Below are 21445 nucleotides of genomic sequence, written 5' to 3'. Positions count from 1 at the left end.
CATGGACGCCGGGTGATGCCGGCCACGATCGCGGCCATGAGGGCCATCGCGCCGGAGTTCACCCCATAGACACCCGCCTGCGCCGGGACTCATCGGTCGACCGGAAAAAAAGATCGCCGCCCCGATGCGGCCGGGCGCGGGGGCTACGCGGGGAGCTCGAGCGGCAGGCCGAACCGCGGGAAGAGCGTCTCGGTGTCGAGGAAGGACGTCATGCTGGCGATGCGGTCCCCCGCGAGATCGAGCACGATGAGCGCCCAGGCCCGGTGGCCGCCCTCCGGCGCCGGGCGGTACTGGGCGAACGCCGGCGAGCCGCAGGCGGCCGTCGGCACGAGCCGCGACCCGCGGCAGCCCGCGCCCCGGCCCAGCAGCCACGCGCGGATGGCGTCGGGGCCGCGGAGCCAGAGGGTGAAAGGCGGCATCGACAGGGTAGCGTCCTCGTGCAGCAGCGCCGCGAGCCGGTCCACGTCGTACTGCTCGAAGGCGGTGACGTAGCGGTCGAGCAAGGCGGACTGCGGCTCCGGCAGCGTGGCGCGCATGTCGCCGAGATCGCGGCTCGCGAGCGTCGCCCGCGCGCGCTGGAGCGCGCTGTTGATCGCGGCGACCGAGGTGCTGAGGCTGTCGGCGACCTCCGCGGCGGACCACCCGAGCACCTCGGTGAGCAGGAGCGCGGCGCGCTGCTTCGGCGGCAGGTGCTGGAGCGCCGCGACGAACGCGAGGCGGATGCTCTGGCGGAGCACCACCCGCTCCGCGGCGTCGATGTCCGCCGGGAGGGCGTGCGCGTCGGGGACGGGCTCCAGCCAGTGCGTGCGCGGGCGCGTCTGGAGCTCGTCGTCCACGGTGCCGACAGGGCCTTCCTCGAGCGGGCGCGCCCGGCGCGCGCGATCGGCCCGCGCGTCGAGGCAGACGTTCGTCGCGATGCGGTACAGCCAGGTGCGCAGCGACGACCGCCCGTCGAACTTGTCGAGGCTCCGCCAGGCGCGCACCATGGTCTCCTGGACGGCGTCGTCGGCGTCGACAACGGAGCCGAGCATCCTGTAGCAGTGCCCGGTGAGCGCCGCGCGGTGTTCCTCGAGCTGGTCCACGCTCCCCGACATCGCGGCGACGGTACCATCGGCCTCCCGGCAGATCCACGGCCAATCGGCTAGGATGGGCGACCGTCAGGGCGGTGCTGGGGCGCCGCGAGCACTCCGTTCGGCGAATTAGCAAACCTGATAGCAGATATGGACGACCAGGAACTGCAGCGCAGAGTCGGCACCGTGTTGTGCGGGAAGTGGACGATCGAGCGGCTGCTCGGCTCGGGCGGCATGGCCGCTGTCTACGTCGGCGCGCACAAGATCGGGCGGCGAGATGCCATCAAGATCCTCCACCCCGAGATCGCGCGCATGCCCGAGCTGCGCGCGCGGTTCGATCAGGAAGCGCAGGCCGTCAATCGATTCGTCCATCCCGGCGCGGTGGAAATACGCGATATCGACACGACGGCGGACGGCTGCCCGTTCCTCGTCATGGAGCTGCTCGATGGTGAGTCGCTCGCCGGGTACGGAAGGCGCATGGGCAGGATGGACATGGCCGAGCTGCTGGCCATGGTGGACGGGCTGCTGGACGTGCTGGCAGCGGCCCATGCGCACGGCATCATCCACCGCGACATCAAGCCAGACAACCTGTTCCGCCTCCGCGACGGGCGCCTGAAAGTGCTCGATTTCGGCGTCGCCCGCGTCAGGCAGGCCGCGGCCGACTACGTTCGGACGCGCACGGGAACGACGCTCGGCACGGTCGCCTACATGCCGCCGGAGCAAGTCAGGGGCGACGAGATCGATGCGCGTGCCGACCTGTTCGCGGTCGGAGCGACGATGTTTCGTCTGATCACGAAGCGGCGCATCCATGACGCGAGCTCTGACACCGATCTGGTCGTCAAGATGGCCACGCTGCCCGCGCCGCCGCTCGCGAGCGTCGCTCCGGAGACCCCGCAGTGGGTGTGTGCCGTCGTCGATCGCGCGCTCGCGTTCGATCGAGGCGAGCGCTACCCGAGCGCGACGGTCATGCAGCAGGACGTGCGCGCGGTCCTGGCCGGTCAACCGCCCGCTTTTGCTCTCCGGTTCGGCGCGGCCGGGCCTCCCGCCCCCGCGGCGGATCCGCTCAGCACCGCCACGACGGTGTGGAGGCCACACGGGCTCGCCCCCTCACCGGCGGCATCGGCGTTCACCCAGGCGACGCAGTGGACGGCGACCACGGTACGTGGACGGAGGCTGCGATGGGCCGTGCTGGCGTTCCCGCTGCTCGCCGCAGGCGTGCTCGCCGCCGTGGTTCTCCGCGCGGTGAACGTCGAGCCCGACGCGAGATCGCCGGGGGCGACCGGCGCGCAGCGACCGGGGGCCTCACCGCCCGCCAAGGTTCCCGGCGGTCCGGCGGCGGATCGCCTGCTGGCAAAGGCTCCGGATCCCGGCCCCGAGAAGAAGGGCGACACGAGAGCTCGCCTCCCTGGCCCATCGAGCCGCGGCCCCGAGGAAGGGCGCGGCGCGTCGCAGCGGGCCAGCTGTATGCAGACAAACGACTGCGATCACGTGTGCGATGAACCGTGCCAGATTGCTTGTCAGGACGGGAGCGTCTGCGACATCGGGGCGCGCCGAGACGCGCTGGTCAACTGCATGGGATCGGGGATGCACAAGATCTGGTGCGAAGGCGATTGCTCGGTCAATTGCATGACGAGCGCTCCCTGTCTGGTGTACTGCACGCCTGGCTCTGATTGCGTCATCGGCACGTGTCTCGGGCAGATAGAAGCCTGTCCTGGCAACGTCATGGCGTGCGGGGCCCCATGCCCCGACTGATCATCGCGTCGCGCTGCGGGGTCGTGCGTGACGGCGTCTGGACGAGCTCAGCGTGGTGTAGACAATGGTCCACAGTCGAGTGAGCTCGTTGCAGCTGGTGACCTTTCGCGATCGCTCCTGGTGAACGGGATGGTACCATCCGCCCGTTCGATGGACGACGAGGAGCTCGCAGCGCGGCGTATCGGCACCCAGATCGGAACCTGGACGGTGGAGCGCGTGCTCGGTTTCGGCGGGATGGCGAGCGTCTTCCTTGGCCGGCGCGCTGACGGCCAGGTCGCGGCGCTGAAGGTCCTGCACCCGTCGCTGAGCCAGATCGAGGAGCTCCGGAAGCGCTTCCTGCGCGAGGGCCCGATCGGCAGCGCCCTGGCGGCTGTCGGCCCGCTCTGCGAGGGGCTGCCGCTCGTGCTGGAGTCGGGCGTCGCGGACGACGGCGCCGCATACCTTGCGATGGAGGTGCTCGAGGGCGAGACGGTCTTCGACCACATGGCCCGGGTGGGGACGCTCGCGGTGGGCTATGTGCTGGCGCTCGCCGAGCGGGTCCTCGATGTGCTGGTCGTGGCGCACGCGCACGGCGTCGTTCACCGGGACATCAAGCCCGAGAACCTGCATATCGGGAGCGATGGGCGGGTGAAGGTGCTCGATTTCGGGATCGCCCGCGTGCTCGATCCGCTCCCTTTCGGGATGGGGGAGCTGCCGGAGAAGACGGCCACGAAGACGGGCGTGGCGCTCGGCACGTGCGAGTACATGGCGCCGGAGCAGGCGAGGGGGATGGTCCGCGACATCGACGGCCGGACCGACGTCTTCGGCCTGGGCGCCACGATGTTTCGGCTGCTCTCCGGTCGCTCGATCCACGGCCACATGGCCGAGGCGCGCCTGCTCATCGCCGCGGCGACGGCGCGGGCGCCGTCGCTCGCGCAGTGCGCGCCGGACGTGCCCTCGGAGGTGTGCGACGTCGTGGATCGTGCCCTCGCGTTCGACAAGGTCGAGCGTTACCCGGACGCGGCGACGATGCGCGCCGACGTCCGCGCGGTGCGGGCGGGCCGCCTGCCGCCCTACGTCGTGGCCGTCGAGGAAGGGCGGATCCCGGCGGGGGCCCCGCTTCCCCGTCGCTGAGGGAGCCCACCTCGCGAAGGGCGCACTGCGTGGCCGTGTTGAGTCTCTGTCAGCTGAGCAGGATGGCGATCAAGAGCGCGACGCTGAGCAAGAGCGATACGACGATGGACGCAATGAGCCACGGCCGCATCGCCGGCGAGCTCCACCTGGACGCGAGCGATGTCGCGCTCGTCTGGTGCCCCGGAGCACCGGGCTGCATCGCAACGGTGGGCTCGATCTGCCTCGGCGCGTTCTCCATCGCCGCAATGGCCCCGTCGATGGCCGCGATCACGTTCGTAGCCGTCGGATAGCGCTGGATCGGGTCTCGCTGGACGAGCCGCATCACGAGCGCCTCCACGTCGGGGCGGAACCCTGCTCCCGGAGCACGCTGGCGGAGCGGGGGCGCATCCTCGAGGAGCCGCTTCCGGAAGGAAGATTGGCCGTCGCTCGCGTCGAACGGGCTTCTCCCGGACAGCATTTCGTACAAGATGATTCCAAGCGCATAAAGATCTGCGCGAGCATCGACGGCATCCATGCCGCGCACGGCCTCCGGCGCGAGATAACTGAGCGTGCCGAGGACCTGGTCGGCGGCGGTGAGATCCTGGCCTTTGCGCGCGGCCTCGCGGCTCTCCGTGGACAGGAGCTCCACGTTCACCTTGGCGAGGCCGAAATCGATGAGCTTCACCTGATCATGGGCGCCGAGCAGGATGTTCTGCGGCTTCACATCGCGGTGCACGATCCCCTTCGCGTGCACCGCCTCCAGGGCAGACGCGATCTGCCGCGCGATGTGGAGCGCGCGTCGCGCGGGGAGCGGCGCCGAGGCGATCACGTCCTGGAGCGGGGTCCCCTCGACATACTCGAGGACGAGAAAATGCGACCGATCCGCGAGCTGACCGAAGTCGCTTGCCGAGACCACGTTCGGATGCTGGATATGCGCCCCCGCGATCGCCTCGCGCTCGAACCGCGCCACCATCTGGGGGAGGTTCCGGGCGCCCGGCTGGAGGACTTTGATCGCGACCTGCTTGCGGAGGTGCACCTGCTCGCCGCGGTACACGGCTCCCATGCCGCCCTCCCCGATGAGCTCGTGGACGCGGTACCGCTCCGAGATCAAGCTCCCGATCAGCGCTGGCGCTCTGTCGTCTGAGCGCACCAACGTGGGTGCGTCGTCCGACCACGGCCGCGCCGAAGTCTCGATTTCTTCCACCAGCGCCGAGCTCGTGAGCTCAACGACGGATGCATCGCGTTGTTTCCCGAGCATCGGCACCGTGACGTCGTCGGTGCTCGAGCGCCCCTTGGGTGGGATTGTCCCCGGCATGCCGAGGACTGTACACGCACAGAGGCGCTGAGAGCGGAGGAAGCGCGCCGCCGTCCGAGTGGACATCCTGCTCAGTCCACCCTCCAGACGGAAAAGCTGTGCAGTTCCGCGATGTTCGTGGATCTGGCTCCGTACGCCGACGTTAGCCTACAAGGATGTCCACAGCGCATCGAACCGCAGCTCGCTGGTCGCCGCCCGCATCGCCGGAACCTCCAGCCCCGCCCCGAAGGCGCGATGAAGACATCGGGGGCGGGCGATCGAAGAGCTGGGCGGCTGCGTGCTCTCCGGCACACCGGCACGGTACAAGACAAGGCCGCCGCTGCTCACAAAGCTATTGCCATTGAAGCTCGGAGGGGTGGTAGGCTTTGAGGCCGTCAATCGGGATGGGCCCATCAGGGGTGCCGCTGCACACTTTGACGCCCTCGTCATTCGTGCGTACGGGATAGGCGTGTTTCAGCTTCGACGTGACGCAAAATGGATATTTGCCGTCTTTGACGAGGAGGCGATACTTGCCGTCGGAGGCGGGCCGGCGCGTCGACGGGGGCCCAGCGGTCGAGGATGGCGGGGATGGCGGGGACGGCGTGCTGGTGGTGGAAGACGCGGCCATCGTGCGAGAGCTGCCGCTCTCGTTGTCCTCTTGCGATGTCTCATCGTTCGCGTTCTCACGGGTGTCGTCGGCGGAGTCTCGCGAACGAACAACCAAGAAGACGGCGGCGAGGCAAACGGCGACAGCAAACGAGCCAATCACTGCAATGATCAAGAAGGGCGAATTCGAGCTCGCTCGTGGGCTGGTGGCAGCGGATTGAGGCGGCACGGGTACGACCATCGGCGCCTGCATCGCTTGGCCGGCGGCAGGAGCGGCCATCGTCGGGGCATCGACGCTGATTGGAGACGACACGTCGGTCCGGATCGACACTGGGGCTGGCGCGTGAGGGGCAGCATGGGTGGCCAGAGCTCGCTCGATGTCTTCGCGCATGGCGCGGGCCGTTGGATAGCGACGCGATGGATCGAAGGCGAGCGCGCGATCGACGATGGCGCAGACCTCTGGGCTGACAGAGGGGGCAACGGTGCGCAGGGCCGGCGCGGGCTGCGTCGCCATCTTGATGAGGAGCTCGCTTTCCATGGAGCCCTCGTGCACATGGCGTTTCGTCAGGACTCGAAACATCGTCGCGCCAACGGCGAAGACGTCGGCCCGCCCATCGATCTGGCCGCCAGTGAGCTGTTCGGGCGACATGTAGGGTATCGTCCCGAGCATCGCGCCGGTGCGTGTATGAACATTGGAGCCGCCCTGTTGCATTCGAGCGATCCCGAAGTCGAGGACCTTGACGCCGCCTGAAGAGGTCAAGAACAGATTGTCAGGCTTGATGTCTCGATGGACGATGCCGAGCCCGTGCGCGACATCGAGCACGTCGAGCACGGTCGAGATGGCGCGGAGCAGCTCGCGCTCCTCGATGCCGCCGGAGCTGTGGGCGCGCTTGCCGAGCGATTCACCGTCGAGCAGCTCCATCACCAGGAACGGCGAGCCATCCTCGCTCGTGTCGATGTCGAGGACATTGACGGCTGCGGGGTGACCGAGCTGGTTTACCGCGAGCGCCTCTTGCTCGAACCTGGCTCGAAGCTCCTTCGAGACCGCGATTTCCGGGTGGAGGATCTTGATCGCGCAGCGCCGGCCGATCCTGTGTGTCGCCTCGTAAACCGCAGCCATCCCGCCGACGCCGATGAGCGAATCGATGCGCCATTTGCCCCGGAGGACCGTTCCGATGCGTGCTGTGCAGTGTGCCAGCTGGGGATCATCATTCATCGAGGTTCAGGCTCCAATGTATCCCGGATGCGAGGAGCCGAACAACATGCTCGGCGTGGCCACGGGGAGCGCCGGCGCACGCCCTCGCGCTTGCCTCCCCGGCACAGGCCTGCTGGTTGCCGACAGCACGTTGCTGGAGGCCTCCGGGGCGCTTCGGCATGCGACCGCTGCGCACGGGCGATCTCAGCAGCGCCCGCGGGCGGGATCGCGGCGGTTCGCCTCCGCGACATCGTCCCGCCAGGGATCGCTGGCGCGCGGAGTTGGGCGCGCTCGCGATCCTGCCCCGGGTCCGCGTCCGAGCCGCAAGCGCTGCGCCGGCGGCTTTCCGCGCTCCGCGGTTCGCGCGAGCATGCGGCCATGAGCATCGACCGCGCCGTGCTGGAGCAGCTCGATCGGGTCGGCGCCCGCCTCTCCGAGGGCAAGGCGCTCCGGCTGCTCGACGACATCGCCTGGCCTCGCGAGGTCGAGGAGCGCTTCTTCGCCGCCGGCGAGGATCACCTCCCCGAGGTCGAGCACCGCGTCGATCGTGACGGGCTCGCGCGGCGCATCGCCGAGCTGCGTGAGCTCCTCGGCTCGATCGACGGCGACGCGCCCGTGCTCGACTGGCTGAGGGACAACGTCCGCGCGCAGATCCAGGCCGCGGAGCTGCTCGAGGCGGCGGGGACCCGCGAGTTCGCCGAGCGGTCGCGGGCGCTCTACGGCGGCGCGCGCTCGCGGTTCTTCGGCGGCGAGGTCCGCAACATCGACCTCGCCGAGCACCTCACCGCGCGCCTGCGCGTCCACGGCTGGGACGAGGCCAGCGATCCCGACGAGGAGCCGCTCGACGCCGGCGCGCTCCGGGAGCTGCTCGCCGCCCGCGTCGCCGCGCGGACGCCGCCGCTCGACATCGAGATCGTGCTCGACCCGCGGATCACGGCCAAGGTGGTGGCCGGCATGAGCCGCGTCCGCATCCGCCCGGAGGCCACGTTCGCGTCCTGGGAGGCCGAGGGGCTGTGGCACCACGAGGTGGAGACGCACGCGCTCACCGCGCACAACGGCGCGGCGCAGCCGCGGTGCGCGTTCCTGCGGTCGGGCGGCCCCCGCACAACGCGCACGCAGGAGGGGCTCGCCATCTTCGCCGAGCTGTACAGCCGCTCGCTCTCCATCGGCCGCCTCACCCGGCTCGCCGAGCGGGTGCGGCTCGTGGACATGGCCGAGCAGGGCGCGAGCTTCCTCGATCTCTACCGGTACCTGCGCGAGCGCGGCGCCGGGCGCCGCGACGCCTATTTCGACGCCCAGCGCGTCTGCCGCGGCGGGCTCGTCGAGGGCGGCGCGCCCTTCACGAAGGACGCCTGTTACCTGGCCGGCCTGCTCGAGGTCTACGCCTTCCTGGCCGCGGTCCTGCGCGGCGGCCTGCGCGACGAGGTGGAGCTGCTCGTCTGCGGCCGGATCGCGCTCGACGACATCGCGGTGCTGGCGGAGCTGCGCGCGGCCGGCGTGCTGGAGCGGCCGCGCTACCTGCCGGGCTGGCTGCGCGCCTGGCAGACGTTGCTGCCCTATTTCGCGTTCACCTCGTTCATGGATGGCATCGACCTCGGCCCGGTGGAGCGGCACTTCCAGGAGCTGCTCCGCGTGGCCGCCGAGGCGCGGCCGGTCGGGGCCGGGGAGGGGAGCAAGCGCCGCGGCCGGCCGCGGGAGGGGTGAGCGCGCCGCGATCGCGGTCGCAGGCCGGGCGAGCGGGACGTGGCGGATGTCTCTGCGCCACGGTTGAGGTATGCCGCTCGTCGATGGGACGAGTCCATTCCCCTTTCGCGCATCCCTTCGCGCCCCCGGCGCGCGCGTCTTCCACTTCCGCGGCCGCGGTGCGCCGCCGCCTCGTCGCGTGGGCGCTCGCGCTTGCCGGCGCGGTGCTCGCGTCGAGCGCGGCCGCGCAGGCGCCGGCGGAGGGCGCGGAGCGCACGCCGCCCCCGCAGCTCGCGCCCTCCGCGCCCCCTGCCGCGCCGGCCGCGGAGGAGCTCCCGCCGCAGGCCATGTGGGAGGCGACGGTCGCTGCGTACGAAGCGAGGATCAAGGCGCTCAAGTACGAGGCGGACACCATCCACGATTTTGTTGAAGACGAAGACATGCGAGACGCCCACGGGCGCCAGATCGAGCTGGAGATCGAGGCGACGAAGAGAGAGCTCCGCAACTTCATGGAGCGGACGACCGAGCGGAACAGCACGGTCATGATGGTCTCGGGGATCGTCCTCGCGAGCCTCGGAGCAGCCGCCCTCGTCACCGGCGCCGTGCTGATCACCGCGAACCACGACGAGGCCGCCGCGAAGCACCGTGACACGTACACGGTGGCCGTGGCGACGGCGGTCGGGGGCGCGGCCGCGGTCGGCGTCGGCCTGCCGCTCTACGTGATCGGCAAGAAGCGGGTGCTGCGGAGAGGGCTCGATATGCGCGGGCTGGCCGCTGCGCGCCTCCTCGTCGGTCCGGGCGCCGTCGGCGCGTCGCCTGGAGCGGTCCCCCTCGGCGTGGGGCTGCGCATCGCGTTCTGAGCGGTGGCTCGGCGCGCCCGTGCGAGCTCCTGTGGCTCGTGAGGTGGAGGAGAAGCGGAAGCCGAATCGGAAGCAAAAGAGGACACGAACGCTCCGCGAGCACAGCGCGAGATCACCACGCGTACAGCTCTCCTCCATAGACGCAGAAAGTGCTGGGCGATCTCTGGCTCCGGTGCTAGCGTTGCCTTCGACGCGTCGCCCGCGTCAATCATGGACACTTTCGTCTGATACCACCGCTCCGTCACGCGGCCCCGAAGGGGAAGCGCCTGTTGCCCAGGTAGGCACGGCGCCCTTCTGTTGCCGCGCGTGAGCAGCCACGACAGCCGCCCGCGGAACCCCGCGCGAGCGTGGTCGTGTGCTCGTGGGGACGGAGCGTGGCCAAGCTGCGAACGAGTCCGATGCGCTGGAGGTCGTTGACCTCGCGGTCGCAGGCCCTCGCTCGCTGGCCGCTCGCGCGAAGCACCGAGCCGGATGGTTCGTGGCGCGGCGGGCCGACTCGCCATCTCTCCTGACGGCGAGGCGCTGATGCGCCTCACCAGGGGGCGTGTGGTGATGCGGACCGCCCTGCCCCGGCGATGCGTGGAGGTGCGTCCATCGCGCGAGAGCGCCAGTCGAGCGGCCTTTGGGCGGCGTCCGGGGCCAGCGTCCGTCGCGGCATCGATCTGTCTACGTGTCTGCAATCCGGGGTCCTACGATGAATGGAGGGTGTATGAGAGCTGGTTCTTCGAAGGGTTCGTTCAGCCTTGGTGCTCTTTCTGCCGTGGTGATGAGTGATCGAATGGAGGATTCCATGACCGAGCGACCCGTGCATCTCCCCGAGCCCGCCCTGCAGCTCGGCTCGGCCAAGACGCCCGAGCGGCGCCCGCCGCAGACGGGGCATGTCCCCGCGCCGAAGCCCGCGCACCGGGAGCCCCGCCCGCCGAGCAAGCTCCCGAACCAGGATCGCTCCCGGCCGGCGCTGAACATCCCGCAGCGCCGCCGCATGGGCGTGCAGCGGTAGATCCGCTGCCGCTCAACATCCCGCAGCGCCGCCGCATGGGCGTGCAGCGGTAGATCCGCTGCCGCTCCGGCGCCGGAGCGCCGCGAACGGGCGGCGGCCCGGCCGTGCGCGCCGGCGGCGTGGAGCCGGAAGGCCTAGACTTCCGCGACTCCACGCCGTCCGGCTGCGCCATGGCGGCTCCGATCGTGATTGGGCCAGGGCGAGGGCTGCGGTAAGACCTCGCCACCCGCGCGGCCCGGGCAGCCTGTGGCCGCGCAGAGGCCCGATCATGATCCAAGCCGAACCGTTCGAAGCCCGCCTCGTCGCCGTCCGGCCTCTCAGCCCCTTCGTGCGAGAGCTCTCGTTCGAGCGCGCTGACGGCAGGGCGTTCCTGTTCGAGGCCGGGCAATGGGTCAACCTCATCCTCCCGCTCCCGGGCGGTGAGGTGAAGCGCGCCTACTCGATCGCCTCTGCCCCCGACGGTTCGCCTCGCTTCGATCTGGCGGTCACCCGCGTGGAGGGCGGGGCCGGCTCGGAGTACCTGCACCGGCTGGAGCCCGGCGCGACGCTCCGCGCCGTCGGCCCGCACGGGCTCTTCACGCGCGATCCCGGGAGCCCTGCGCCCTCGCTGTTCGTCGCCACCGGCACCGGCGTCACGCCGCTCCGGAGCATGCTGCGCGCGTCGCTGCGCGCCGGGGCGGCCGCGCACCTGTGGATCCTGTTCGGCGCGCGCTTCGAGGAGGACATCATCTACCGCGACGAGCTCGAGGCGCTCGCGCGCGGCTCGGACCGGATCCGCTACGAGATCACGCTCTCGCGCGGCGGCCCGTCCTGGTCGGGCCGCCGCGGCTACGTGCAGGCGCACGTGCCTGAGCTCTACAGGGAGCTGGCCGGGGCGAGCGGGGATCCGGCCCCGCATGTCTTCATCTGCGGCCTCGATCGGATGGTCTCGTCCGTGCGCGAGCTCGCCCGCGGCGAGCTCGGCGTCCCCCGCAAGCACGTCCACGTCGAGCGCTACGACTGAGCCGCCGTCCCGGCGAGCGCATCCGCGTCGAGCGCCGCGACGGAGCCGCCGGCCTCTCCAGGACGGAGCCGCCGATCTCTGGCGGACGCGAGCGCGGATCGCCCTCCGGTGACGCGGCGCGCCTTGAGCGTTACCCTGGGTACGACGTAGGATGCGCGCCCCCGCGGGCGGTACCTGCGGGGTCAGTTCTGCAGGTGATCACGTGACGACCAAGAAGACGTTCCGCACCATCGATCCAGCGACGCTCCCGAAGCATTTCGACTCGCCCGTCGCCGAGCAGCGCCTGGCCGACGCGTGGGAGGCCGACGGGACGTACCGTTATGACCCCTCGCGCCCCCGCGAGGAGACCTTCGTGGTCGACACGCCTCCGCCGACCGCCTCGGGCTCGCTGCACATCGGCCACGTCTTCAGCTACACGCACACGGACGTCATCGTCCGGCAGCGCCGGATGCTCGGCTTCAACATCTTCTATCCCATGGGCTGGGACGACAACGGCCTGCCCACCGAGCGGCGCGTGCAGAACTATTTCCACGTCCGCACGGACGTGCGCACGCCGTACGAGCGCGGCCTCTCGCTGCCGCAGGCGGCGCCGGAGGCGCTCAAGAAGGAGCAGCCGCGCATCGTGTCGCGGCCGAACTTCATCGAGCTCTGCCACAAGGTCACGCGCGAGGACGAGCAGGTCTTCAAGGCGCTCTTCCGCCGGGTGGGCCTCTCGGTCGACTGGCAGTACGAGTATGCCACCATCGATGATCACTGCCGCAGGACGGCGCAGCTGTCGTTCCTGGATCTGCACGAGAAGGGTCACCTCTACTCGGTCTTCGCGCCCACGATGTGGGACGTCGATTTCCAGACCGCTGTCGCCCAGGCGGAGGTCGAGGATCGCCCGCAGTCCGGCGCGTTCCACGACATCGCGTTCGCGGTGGAGGGCACGGGCGAGCAGCTCGTGATCGCCACGACGCGCCCGGAGCTCTTGGCGGCCTGCGTCGGCGTGACGGCGCACCCCGAGGATCCGCGGTATCAGCACCTCTTCGGCAAGACGGCGCTCACGCCGATCTTCCGCGCGCCGGTGCCCATCTTCCCGAGCACGCTCGTGGATCGCGAGAAGGGCACGGGCATCCTGATGGTCTGCACCTTCGGCGACGCGACGGACGTGATCTGGTGGCGGGAGCAGAAGCTCCCTCTCCGGCAGATGCTCGGCAAGAACGGCCGACTCCTCCCGGTGACGTTCGGGGAGGGCGACTTTCAGAGCCGCGATCCGGCCGCCGCGAACGCGGCGTATGCCCCGCTCCAGGGCAAGGGGGTGAAGCAGGCGCGCACGGCCGTCGTCGAGCTCCTCCGCCGCGAGGAGCACGCGGCGGTGGTGGGCACGGGCCCGGCGCTGCGGGGCGAGCCGAAGCCGATCGAGCGGGCAGTGAAGTTCTTCGAGAAGGGTGATCAGCCGCTCGAGTTCGTGCCCACGCGGCAGTGGTTCGTCCGGCTCTCCGACAAGAAGGAAAAGCTCCTCGAGTTCGGCGACAAGATCGAGTGGCACCCGGATTTCATGCGCCTCAGGTACCGCAACTGGACCGAGGGGCTCCAGGGCGACTGGTGCATCAGCCGCCAGCGGTATTTCGGCGTGCAGTTCCCCGTCTGGTATCCGCTCGACGCCGAGGGCAACCCGGATCACGGTAGGCCGCTGCTCGCGACGCGCGAGGTGCTCCCGGTCGATCCGACGGTCGACGTGCCGCCCGGGTACGACGCGTCCCAGCGGGACAAGCCGGGCGGCTTCACGGCGGAGTCCGACGTGTTCGACACGTGGTTCACGAGCTCGCTCACGCCGCAGATCAGCTCGCACTGGGGGCTCGACGAGGGGCGCCACGCGCGGCTGTTCCCGGCCGATCTGCGCCCGCAGGCGCATGACATCATCCGTACGTGGGCGTTCTACACGATCGCGAAGGCGATGCTGCACGAGGCGTCGGTGCCGTGGCGTCACGTCGCGATCTCGGGGTGGATCCTCGACCCGGATCGCAAGAAGATGTCGAAGAGCAAGGGCAATGTCGTGACGCCGATGCACCTGCTCGACAACTACTCGTCGGACGCGGTCCGCTACTGGTCGGCGAGCGCGCGGCTCGGCACGGACACGGCCTTTGACGAGAAGGTGCTGAAGATCGGCAAGCGCCTCGTCACGAAGATCTGGAATGCGGGCAAGTACGTGCTCAGCCAGTCTGCGGAGGTCCATCCGATCTCCGAGGAGCTGGATCGGGCGTTCTTGTACAAGCTGTCGGCGGTGGTGGCGGACGCGACGCGCTCGTTCGAGGCGCAGGAGTTCGCGGCGGCGCTCGAGCGGACGGAGGATTTCTTCTGGCGCTGGTTCACCGACGCTTACCTGGAGCTGGCCAAGGCGCGGGCGCGCGGCGAGGGCGGCGCCGGTGATGCGGCGCGGGGCTCGGCGGTGGCAGCGCTGCGGCTCGGGCTCTCGGTGCTGCTGCGGCTGTTCGCGCCGGTGCTCCCGTACATCACCGACGAGGTCTGGGCCTGGGTGTACGCGGAGGAGACGGGGCAGCGGTCGATCCACCGGGCGAAGTGGCCGGCGGCGGGGGACTTCGCGGAGGTCGCGGCGCCGGCGGACGCGGGGCTCCTGGAGCTGGCGGCCGCGGCGATGGCGGCGGTCAACAAGCGGAAGAGCGAGCTCGGCGCGAGCGTGGGGCGCGTGGTGACGGATCTGGCGTTCGGCGCGAACGCGGCGACGCTCGCGCGGCTGAAGCCGGCGCTGGGGGACGTGCTCGCGGCGGTGCGGGCAGGGGGGGCGCACGAGCTCGTGGAGCGGGCGGAGCTCGCGGACGGTGAAGTCCAGGTGGTGCGCTGCGAGCTGGAGGTGGTGGCGGCGCCGGCGGCGGCCGGGGCAGGGGAGGCGGCGGCCACGGAGTAGCACGGCATCGAGATCGGCCCGGCCCTCGCGGAGGGAGCACGCCGCGCGGCGCGCGCACGGGCTGAACTCGCCTGAGACGTCCTGTGCCCGTCGCGCGGAGCGCGCCAGACACAGGACGTTAGTTGGGCTCAGACAACAGCCCGTGCGCACGCCGCGCGGCGTGCTCCCTCCGCGAGGGCCTACGGCCTCTCGAGCGCCTCGTGGCCCGGATGCTGTCGAAAGAAGCGGGGCAGCGGCCGCGCGACGGCACCGCTGTCGCCGAGGAGCTCGCAACCTTGGCGCACGGGGCGCTCCCCGGCGGAGGGGGCGAGACCGCCGAGCCGCCCGCGCCGAGCGTAGAGATCACGACGGCGGAGCGTCGGGTTATCTGCGTCATCCTGGCCGCTGATGGCAGCGCGGAGACGGACGCGACGCTCTCGGAGGCCGAGGGCGCCGCTCGCACAGAGGCGCTGCGGGACATCGCCGCGCGTCACGGCGGGCGCCTCGAACTCCTTCAGTCGCAGTGGCTGCTCATCGCGCTGTCCGGCGCCGAGGCCCCGACCGATCTCGCCGCGCGTGCGGCCCATTGCGCGTTCGCGCTGCGGGTTGAGCTCGGCGGTGTGCCCATGTCCATCGCCACGGGGATGGCCGAGGTCGCCGGGCGGCTGCCGGTCGGCGCGCTGATCGACCGCGTCGTACAGCTCTTCCCGCAGCGCGCTCGCTTGCCAGAGTCGGGCATCCGGCTCGACGGCGCGACGGCAGGCCTGCTCGCCAGATCCTTCGATATAGCGCAGGCGGACGAAGGAGCCTGGCTCCGCGGCCCGAAGGAGGAGCCGGACACCGTCCCCCGGCTCCTCGGCAAGCCGACGCCCTGCGTGGGCCGCGAGCGCGAGCTTTTGCAGCTCGCGGCGGAGTGGCGCCATTGCGTGGACGAGCCCACGCGAGCGCCGTGGTCGTCGTCGGCGCCTCCGGGCTAGGCAAGTCGCGCCCCGCCTGGGAGTTCCTCCGTGAGAGGAGCGAGGCCGCCGAGGTCTGGATCGGGAGGGCCGACCCCATGGCCGCCGGCTCCGCGTTCGGCCTCCTCGCCCAGGCGCTCCGCCGCGCCATGGGCATCCTCGACGGCGAGCCGCTGGAGGTGCGGCGGCGCAAGGTGCTCGCTCGGGTGGAGCGGCTCGGCGAGCTCGGGGCCAAGGCCCACACGTCGCGGCGTTCCTCGGCGAGCTGGTGGAGGCACCCTTCCCCGGCGAGGGCGATGTGCAGCTCCAGGCGGCGCGCCAGAGCCCCGTGCTGATGGGGGACCGCCTCCGCGAGGCGTTCGAGGATTTCATTCAGGCCGAGTGCCAACGGCCGTGGCCGAGGGCAGGGGTGAGGGCATGCCCGAGACGGCGCTGGCGATGGTGCAGGCGCGGCTCGGGGCGCTGGGCGTCGAGGAGCGCCGCGTGTTGCGCGCGGCGAGCGTCCTTGGCGAGACGTTCTGCAAGGGTGAAACGATTCGGAGACGCAGAAACAAACCTGAATGGTTCCGGAAAGTTGACTGCTGTGCCCGGCAGCTGCGCGGCAAGCGCGGGGAGGCCGGGGGGACTGTACGGGGCCGTGGGCGCGCGCCCGTGCCGATGGTGGCGGTCGCGGGTCGTCAAGGGCGCGGGTTCGCCTCGCTCCGCCTGGGGCACGCGCTGCTGCGGGCGCACGCGCAGATGATCCTGCGCGACAGCGCGAGGGGGAGCGCCTCGCCGTCGCTGAACGTGCTGGAGGGCGGCCTGCCCTGGACCGTCACCGACGTCGCGGCGAAGCGGGAGGTCATCCTCGCGGGCATGGGAGCCCGGGTGCGCCGTGATCCGCGCCCCGGTCGCGCGGCGTCACACGCCAGCGCGGCTCAGCCCCGGCCAGCAGGCGAATCGCCCGCCTCTCCCCCGAGCCGGCGGAGCAGGCCGATCACCTGCTCGTCGACGAGTGCCCGGTCGTGCGAGGAGGCGATGGTCCGCTGGGCCACCTCTGCGACCAGGGCCGCGTGGCGCGCGAGCGCTCGCCGGTCCCGCTCCCGCGAAGCGCAGCCGGAGACAGCCTCGACCGCGCAGAGCAGCCGCGTCAGGACCGTCGTGTTCCCGGCGGCGTTCCGGCGGATCTCGCCGAACGCGACGTCGAGCAACGCTTCGAACGTGACCACCTGCGCGATGACGCGCAGCTCGCCACGATCGAGCCGGTAAGGCGACACAGGCCTCCTGCCCGCCGCCCGCGCGAGGATCGCCGAGAGGTAGTCGACGCAGGTCACGGCGGTCGTGGTGTCATTGATGCCGGGAGAGAGCGCCTTCAGCGCCACGTCGACGATCTGCTGGACACCGAAGCTCGGGTCCTGGTCCGCGGTCCGGTGCCCGTCGATCACGTAGAGATCACCCATCACGCGCGCTGTGTCCTCCACCGATCGTCCCCCTGCCCCCTCCCCGCCTGCGACGGAGACGAGCGGCGCCCCCTTGATGACGAACTCGCCGATGCCCTTCTCCATCCGGACGACCGTGCGCCGCGCGCAGGCGAAGCGGAAGAGCCCCGCCTCGTCCACGCGCTGTATGTACCCCGTATCGTGCGCCGGCACGGGGCGCCAGCGCGCGTCCGGGAGCTCCGGCGCGGGCTCGTCGCAGTCCTCGCCGGGGCGCTCGCTCATCGCCTCGGGGAACAGGTGCTCGATCGTCCGGATCGCCTCGCGGCTGACCGCGCCGACGATGTTCGAGGCCTGGATTGAGCTCGCGACGTGATGGATGAAGAAGACCAGGAACGCGACCCCCACGAGGGCGAGCAGCACGCCGAGCAGGACGGCGATCGAGGGCACGAAGACCAGGCCGTTGCTCCCGCGGATGGTGCGGAGCACGACGATGCAGTAGGCGAAGATGCCCACGAACACGCCGAGCACGACCTGGTTGGTCCGGTTGCCCATGAAATTGCGCAGGATGCGCGGCGTGTACTGGGCCGACGCCTGCGCGAGCGCGGCGATCGTGATCGAGAAGGTGACGCCGGCGACCGTCATCATCGAGCCGGCGATGGTCGACAGCATCGCGCGGGACCCCTCGGCGCCGGTCCCGAACAGGCGGGGGTAGGAGCGGAGCAGCTCGTCGCTCACGCGCGTGTCCACCTCGATGGCGAGCACCGCCAGCCCGATCGCCGCGAGCACGATGAGCGACGGGACGAACCAGAGGCTCACGCGGAGCTCGCTCCAGAGCTGCCGCAGCCGGATCATCGCGCTGTCCTGTGCGCGCGCGAGGACGGCGCGCGGCCGCGAGTGCAGGGCGCGGGGCGCCGGCCCCAGCAGGCGGCGACGACGCCTGCGGCGCTCACGGCGAGACGCGAGTCAGCGAGGTCGACCTTCTTCACGTCACCGAGGGCGAGTCTGCGAACTGTCGGTCCTGCTGCTCGGCGCCGCCGGACGCGGCGAGCGCGAGGCGCCCCGCACGTGATTCCCGAGTGAACACACGCGGATGCTACACCCCCGCCGTCGTGGCGCGAGGGCCGAAGTGACGCTCGGCCGGGGCGCCCGGCAGCCTGGAGCGGCGCGCGGATCCGCTGGACGGGTGCGCCCGGCTTGCGACCCAGGACGCGGACCCCATCCCGAGCACCCCGCGAAGCGTGTCTGGCACCCGGCGCCCCGGGAGAAGGAAGTCCAAAGGACCGGAAGGTCGGACACGGCGTCGCACCAGGCCAGAGCGGCACCCTGTGGGGTCCTGGACGGAACGGGTCGTGGGAGAGTGACTGAACCGTCGCACCGAGCGCACGGCTACGGCGGTGACGATAACGGATCGGAGTAGCGCGGCTGTGCGCCCCGAGCCTGACGCTGCGGTGCCCGAGGCGTAGGACCTGCATGTTGTTGACGCTTCCGGTAGATGATGGGTGGGAGCCGCTTTTCGCCCACGCAGGATGATGGCTCGCTGATGCGCGCGATGGCCGTCGCCCGTCCATCCGGTGCCCGGAGCCCCTGCCGGAGGCATTGCGACATCGGTGCCGGATGGCCGAAGGCTCCCGCGATGCGCCTCGCTCCTGCGTTATCGGATCATCGTCCGGTGATCGCGTCAACGCGTCGAGCGAGCCAGTCTTCGCCCGGAGAGGCGATGACGTGGAGCTGATCACCCTGGATCGAGAGGCCGGCCGAGAGCTGTCCGGTGGTCACGAGGAAAGCGCCCGCGCGGCCATCACTGTCCGTCTGGAAGGCGCCCCTCGCTTCGATGTCCCCGCTCTCGAAGCGCACCTCGTCGAGCAGGAGCTGCGGCGGGCGGCGGACGAGCGCGGAGCTCAGAGCGAAGGGGCGCCGGTCGAGGATCTCGAGCGTCCAGCGCAGCGTCCCTGTCACGCCGAGGAGGTCGAGGAGCGCGCCGGCGTCCGCGCCCCCTGCAGAGATGGATCCATGGAGGGACGCGCCGTCGCGGATCGAGAGGGCGCCGCCGTCGATCCGGAGCGTTCCCTGCATCGTCGCGTGCGGGCGATCCCGGCCATGGCCCGTCTCGAGAGGAGAGACCACGACGCTGACGGCCTCGAGGATCCCGGCCTTGATCTGGGCGGTGCCTGCGCGAAGCTCCAGCTCCTCCAGGTCGAAGCGCGCCTTCGCACCGCCGGCGAGGGTCGCGGCGCCCGCGCGCCAGAAGCCCCTGGCCGCGCTCGCCCGCAGCGCGCCGCTGCGGGTCCAGGGCGTCGTGAGATCGGCGCTCAGGGTCTCTAGCTCGACGTGGACCCCTTCCACGGACTCGTGCGCGCCTTGCGCATCGGGAGGCTGCTGGCGGAGCTCCGGGACGGAGACCTCGAGCTTCAGCAGCGGTTGCTCGGCCGATGTCCTGCTCGCGGTCATGACGAGCCCGGCAGGCAGCAGATTCGTCGCTTTGTCCGAAAGCCTGACGCTGAGCGGGCCCGCCACGACCCTGACCTCGCTTCCCTGGGCGATGACGCCGTGGTCGAGCGAGATCCCTGCCTTCAGCGATCCTTGCCCCCCCTCGACCGTGGCGGCCTCGAGCGGCAGGAGCGCCTCCAAGGAAACGAGCTCGCCCGCGAGTTCAACGCGGCCGCCCGCGGCACGGAGGGGATCGCGGGCGTCGGCATCGGTGAACCCGGCACCGAGCGCGCTGGCATCGGTCGGATGGATCCGGGCATCAACGCGCCCGTGGACGGCCCTCGCCACCAGGCGTGCGTCGCGATGGATCTCTCCATCGACGATATCCAGCTCGCCGGCATCCACCTCCAGCGTGGCGGAGCTGGCGGCGAGCCGCGCGGAGCGCGCCGACATGGCGCCTACGAGGCGATAGGGGCCGACGCCGATCGCGCGCGCGCCGACCTCGATGTCCTCGATCAGGAGCGCCCGCTCGCGCCTGCCGCCGGGCGCCGCCGGCCTTCCGGGCGGCGGCAGCGCGGCGCGCACGAGCGGGACGACGGCTCCTGTCATGACCTCGGACGCACGCACCAGCTCCGCGCGGAGGCCGCCGAGCTCGACTTCCATGCCGCCCCCACGCAGGTGTTTGATATGCACCCGGCCTCCGACGAGGTCGACCAGATCGACGCGAAGATCGGCCTCGGTCAGGCGGACCGTCCACGCCGCGCCGTGGCGCCCCGTGAGCCGGAGCCCCTCGACGTGGAGTTGGGTCGGGTACAGCGTGTAGGCGGAGGCGACCTGCGCTGTCACGCCCATGCTCCGGGCGAGCGAGCGTATCCCCGGCACGAGCGAGAGGTTCGCGACGACAAGGTAAATCCCCGCCAGCGCGATGAACGCGAGGACGAGCCGGGCGAGCACGGGGCCGAGCCGGCCGGTCCCCGGCGCATTCGAGTCGCGCGTCCCGCGGTGGGCTCTGGTGCCGATAGCGTTCATGGTGCGCTCCATGGCCGGTCGCGTCCGCCATCGGGCATCGCTGCGGTGTCCGGCTCATCCTGTCGTCAGCTTGTCAGCAAACGCGGCGCCACGCCGAACCGCTCGCCCCGGCCGCTGCGACGGTCGTCGGCCAGCAACGTGGGTGGCGTCCCGGAACGTTTCGGGCTTGCAGCCTGCGTGACGCCCCTTCTACGACGTTGCCCGCGCATCGCCGGCCGACCTCTGCGGGTGCTGTGGTAGCCTCCCCGCGTGGTGCGTGCGGCTCGTCCTGGAGAACGGTGGTCATGCCCTGAGCAAGCTCGTGAACCTTCCAGAGGTGCCCGCCGTGGGCGCTGTCGTCGAGGCTGCCTACATCCAACTCATGAAGGCCGATGGGTGGGAGGTCGCAGAGGAGGACGTCATGAGCTGGCGCCGCTATCGGATCAGGCGTCGACGACACGTCGGTCCCATCGCTCAAAATTGAGCACCAGAGAGGGCCGGCTCCGGCAGCTCCGCGGGCTGCACGAGCTCTATGTGCTCGTGGCCGACCTGCACATCACGCTGCTACCCGACCGACGTCGGCCCGATGACGGCAGCGGACGACGGGGACCGCGGGCTGCTCTGCTTCTCGACGGTGACGAGGAGCTCGAAGTTGGCATGCGGCACCGGGCGAGGACGTCGTTCAGGCCCGCAAGGAGGCGCAGGAAGAAATCGCGCGCATCCAGCGCGAGGCGGATCAGAAGCTCGCCGAAGCTCGGCGCGAGGCCGAGGAGAAGATCGCCGCGGCCAAGAGAGACGCGAGGGAGGAGCGGGCCGAAGCGCGCGAGGATGTGGCCGAGGAGCTCCGGGAGCTCCAGCAGGCGCTCAAGAGCGCGCGGCACGACACGAAAGAGGAGTACATCGAGTACGCTCGCAAGCGGGCTCGACTCCTGGAGCTGCGGGCGGCGGAGCTGAAGGCGCGGGCTCCCACCTTGCCCGCGGCCCACCGGGGCACCGTGGACCAGGCGCTGCAAGAGATCGACGCGAAGCACCGCGAGGTGATCGGCGCTCTGAACGAGCTCGGCAAGGACACGAAGCAGCCCTGGAGCTCGGCGAGGGGTGAGATCGACAGGAAGCTGAGCGAGCTTGAGCAACGCGTCGATGCGGCCGGCGGCGCCGCGAAGGCGACGCCGCCCGCCAGGTGAGCGCCACGCA

16 protein-coding genes are annotated in these 21445 nt (G+C 70.9%); 10 read left to right on the top strand and 6 right to left on the bottom strand.

Annotated features, from left to right (window positions below; translation table 11 throughout):
• Window positions 1-143: 143 nt before the first annotated feature.
• Window positions 144-1094: a sigma-70 family RNA polymerase sigma factor gene (locus WMF11_RS29145; RefSeq protein WP_437902513.1), complete on the bottom strand. Its 951-nt coding sequence runs from the start codon at window positions 1092-1094 to the stop codon at window positions 144-146.
• A 126-nt stretch (window positions 1095-1220) separates the two neighbouring features.
• Here WMF11_RS29145 and WMF11_RS29140 point away from each other — a divergent pair, with 126 nt between their 5' ends.
• Window positions 1221-2822 (top strand): serine/threonine protein kinase, encoded by a 1602-nt coding sequence (locus tag WMF11_RS29140; RefSeq protein ID WP_437973015.1) that lies wholly within the window; start codon window positions 1221-1223, stop codon window positions 2820-2822.
• Between the two features lie 129 nt (window positions 2823-2951).
• Complete coding sequence (locus WMF11_RS29135) at window positions 2952-3935, top strand: serine/threonine-protein kinase (protein ID WP_437973014.1); 984 nt, start codon at window positions 2952-2954, stop codon at window positions 3933-3935.
• Window positions 3936-3984: 49 nt separating this feature from the next.
• On the opposite strand, the gene WMF11_RS29130 is transcribed toward WMF11_RS29135, so the two are convergent.
• Window positions 3985-5025, bottom strand: a complete 1041-nt coding sequence (locus WMF11_RS29130; RefSeq protein ID WP_437973013.1) for a serine/threonine-protein kinase — start codon at window positions 5023-5025, stop codon at window positions 3985-3987.
• Window positions 5026-5560: 535 nt separating this feature from the next.
• The gene (locus WMF11_RS29125; protein WP_437973012.1) at window positions 5561-7030 is read right to left on the bottom strand and encodes a serine/threonine protein kinase; all 1470 of its coding nucleotides are present in this window, start codon (window positions 7028-7030) and stop codon (window positions 5561-5563) included.
• 357 nt (window positions 7031-7387) lie between these two features.
• Between WMF11_RS29125 and WMF11_RS29120 the strand changes: the two genes are divergently transcribed.
• From WMF11_RS29120 to WMF11_RS29090, 7 genes are all read left to right on the top strand, one after another.
• Window positions 7388-8713 carry a flavohemoglobin expression-modulating QEGLA motif protein gene (locus tag WMF11_RS29120; protein WP_437973011.1) on the top strand — a complete coding sequence of 442 codons (1326 nt, stop codon included), beginning with the start codon at window positions 7388-7390 and terminating at the stop codon, window positions 8711-8713.
• 158 nt (window positions 8714-8871) lie between these two features.
• Entirely contained in the window at window positions 8872-9552 is a 681-nt protein-coding gene (locus tag WMF11_RS29115; RefSeq protein WP_437973010.1) for a hypothetical protein, read from the top strand.
• 790 nt (window positions 9553-10342) lie between these two features.
• Window positions 10343-10552: a hypothetical protein gene (locus tag WMF11_RS29110; RefSeq protein WP_437902505.1), complete on the top strand. Its 210-nt coding sequence runs from the start codon at window positions 10343-10345 to the stop codon at window positions 10550-10552.
• A 268-nt stretch (window positions 10553-10820) separates the two neighbouring features.
• Window positions 10821-11555 (top strand): ferredoxin--NADP reductase, encoded by a 735-nt coding sequence (locus WMF11_RS29105; RefSeq protein ID WP_437902504.1) that lies wholly within the window; start codon window positions 10821-10823, stop codon window positions 11553-11555.
• A gap of 202 nt (window positions 11556-11757) precedes the next feature.
• Complete coding sequence (valS, locus tag WMF11_RS29100; RefSeq protein WP_437973009.1) at window positions 11758-14463, top strand: valine--tRNA ligase; 2706 nt, start codon at window positions 11758-11760, stop codon at window positions 14461-14463.
• 209 nt (window positions 14464-14672) lie between these two features.
• Entirely contained in the window at window positions 14673-15419 is a 747-nt protein-coding gene (locus WMF11_RS29095) for a hypothetical protein (RefSeq protein WP_437973008.1), read from the top strand.
• Window positions 15392-15733, top strand: a complete 342-nt coding sequence (locus WMF11_RS29090; protein ID WP_437973007.1) for a hypothetical protein — start codon at window positions 15392-15394, stop codon at window positions 15731-15733. Before WMF11_RS29095 ends, WMF11_RS29090 begins: the two co-directional genes overlap by 28 nt.
• A 342-nt stretch (window positions 15734-16075) precedes the next feature.
• On the opposite strand, the gene WMF11_RS29085 is transcribed toward WMF11_RS29090, so the two are convergent.
• The 3 genes from WMF11_RS29085 to WMF11_RS29075 form a co-directional block, all read right to left on the bottom strand.
• On the bottom strand, window positions 16076-16243 hold the full coding sequence (locus WMF11_RS29085) for a hypothetical protein (protein ID WP_437973006.1): 168 nt from the start codon (window positions 16241-16243) through the stop codon (window positions 16076-16078).
• Window positions 16244-16315: 72 nt separating this feature from the next.
• Complete coding sequence (locus WMF11_RS29080) at window positions 16316-17668, bottom strand: DUF2254 domain-containing protein (RefSeq protein WP_437973005.1); 1353 nt, start codon at window positions 17666-17668, stop codon at window positions 16316-16318.
• Window positions 17669-18475: 807 nt separating this feature from the next.
• A complete protein-coding gene (locus WMF11_RS29075) occupies window positions 18476-20272 on the bottom strand; it encodes a hypothetical protein (protein WP_437973004.1) in 1797 nt (598 codons plus the stop codon).
• An 809-nt stretch (window positions 20273-21081) separates the two neighbouring features.
• On the opposite strand from WMF11_RS29075, the gene WMF11_RS29070 reads away from it, so the two are divergent.
• On the top strand, window positions 21082-21435 hold the full coding sequence (locus WMF11_RS29070; RefSeq protein WP_437973003.1) for a hypothetical protein: 354 nt from the start codon (window positions 21082-21084) through the stop codon (window positions 21433-21435).
• Window positions 21436-21445 lie beyond the last annotated feature (10 nt).

The sequence above is a fragment of the Sorangium sp. So ce295 genome (genome assembly GCF_051527405.1).
In the GTDB taxonomy this organism is placed as follows: Bacteria; Myxococcota_A; Polyangia; order Polyangiales; family Polyangiaceae; genus Sorangium; species Sorangium cellulosum_B.
Note: the sequence above shows the minus strand (reverse complement) of the source record. Positions and strands in the feature narration are given on the sequence as shown.

Coding starts and splice junctions, on each gene's coding strand:
- WMF11_RS29080 (WP_437973005.1), bottom strand. CDS start 17,668: ATGATCCGGCTGCGGCAGCTCTGGAGCGAGCTCCGCGTGAGCCTCTGG.
- WMF11_RS29095 (WP_437973008.1), top strand. CDS start 14,673: ATGCTGTCGAAAGAAGCGGGGCAGCGGCCGCGCGACGGCACCGCTGTC.
- WMF11_RS29140 (WP_437973015.1), top strand. CDS start 1,221: ATGGACGACCAGGAACTGCAGCGCAGAGTCGGCACCGTGTTGTGCGGG.
- WMF11_RS29120 (WP_437973011.1), top strand. CDS start 7,388: ATGAGCATCGACCGCGCCGTGCTGGAGCAGCTCGATCGGGTCGGCGCC.
- WMF11_RS29125 (WP_437973012.1), bottom strand. CDS start 7,030: ATGAATGATGATCCCCAGCTGGCACACTGCACAGCACGCATCGGAACG.
- WMF11_RS29075 (WP_437973004.1), bottom strand. CDS start 20,272: ATGAACGCTATCGGCACCAGAGCCCACCGCGGGACGCGCGACTCGAAT.
- WMF11_RS29085 (WP_437973006.1), bottom strand. CDS start 16,243: ATGACCTCCCGCTTCGCCGCGACGTCGGTGACGGTCCAGGGCAGGCCG.
- WMF11_RS29105 (WP_437902504.1), top strand. CDS start 10,821: ATGATCCAAGCCGAACCGTTCGAAGCCCGCCTCGTCGCCGTCCGGCCT.
- WMF11_RS29110 (WP_437902505.1), top strand. CDS start 10,343: ATGACCGAGCGACCCGTGCATCTCCCCGAGCCCGCCCTGCAGCTCGGC.
- WMF11_RS29135 (WP_437973014.1), top strand. CDS start 2,952: ATGGTACCATCCGCCCGTTCGATGGACGACGAGGAGCTCGCAGCGCGG.
- WMF11_RS29145 (WP_437902513.1), bottom strand. CDS start 1,094: ATGTCGGGGAGCGTGGACCAGCTCGAGGAACACCGCGCGGCGCTCACC.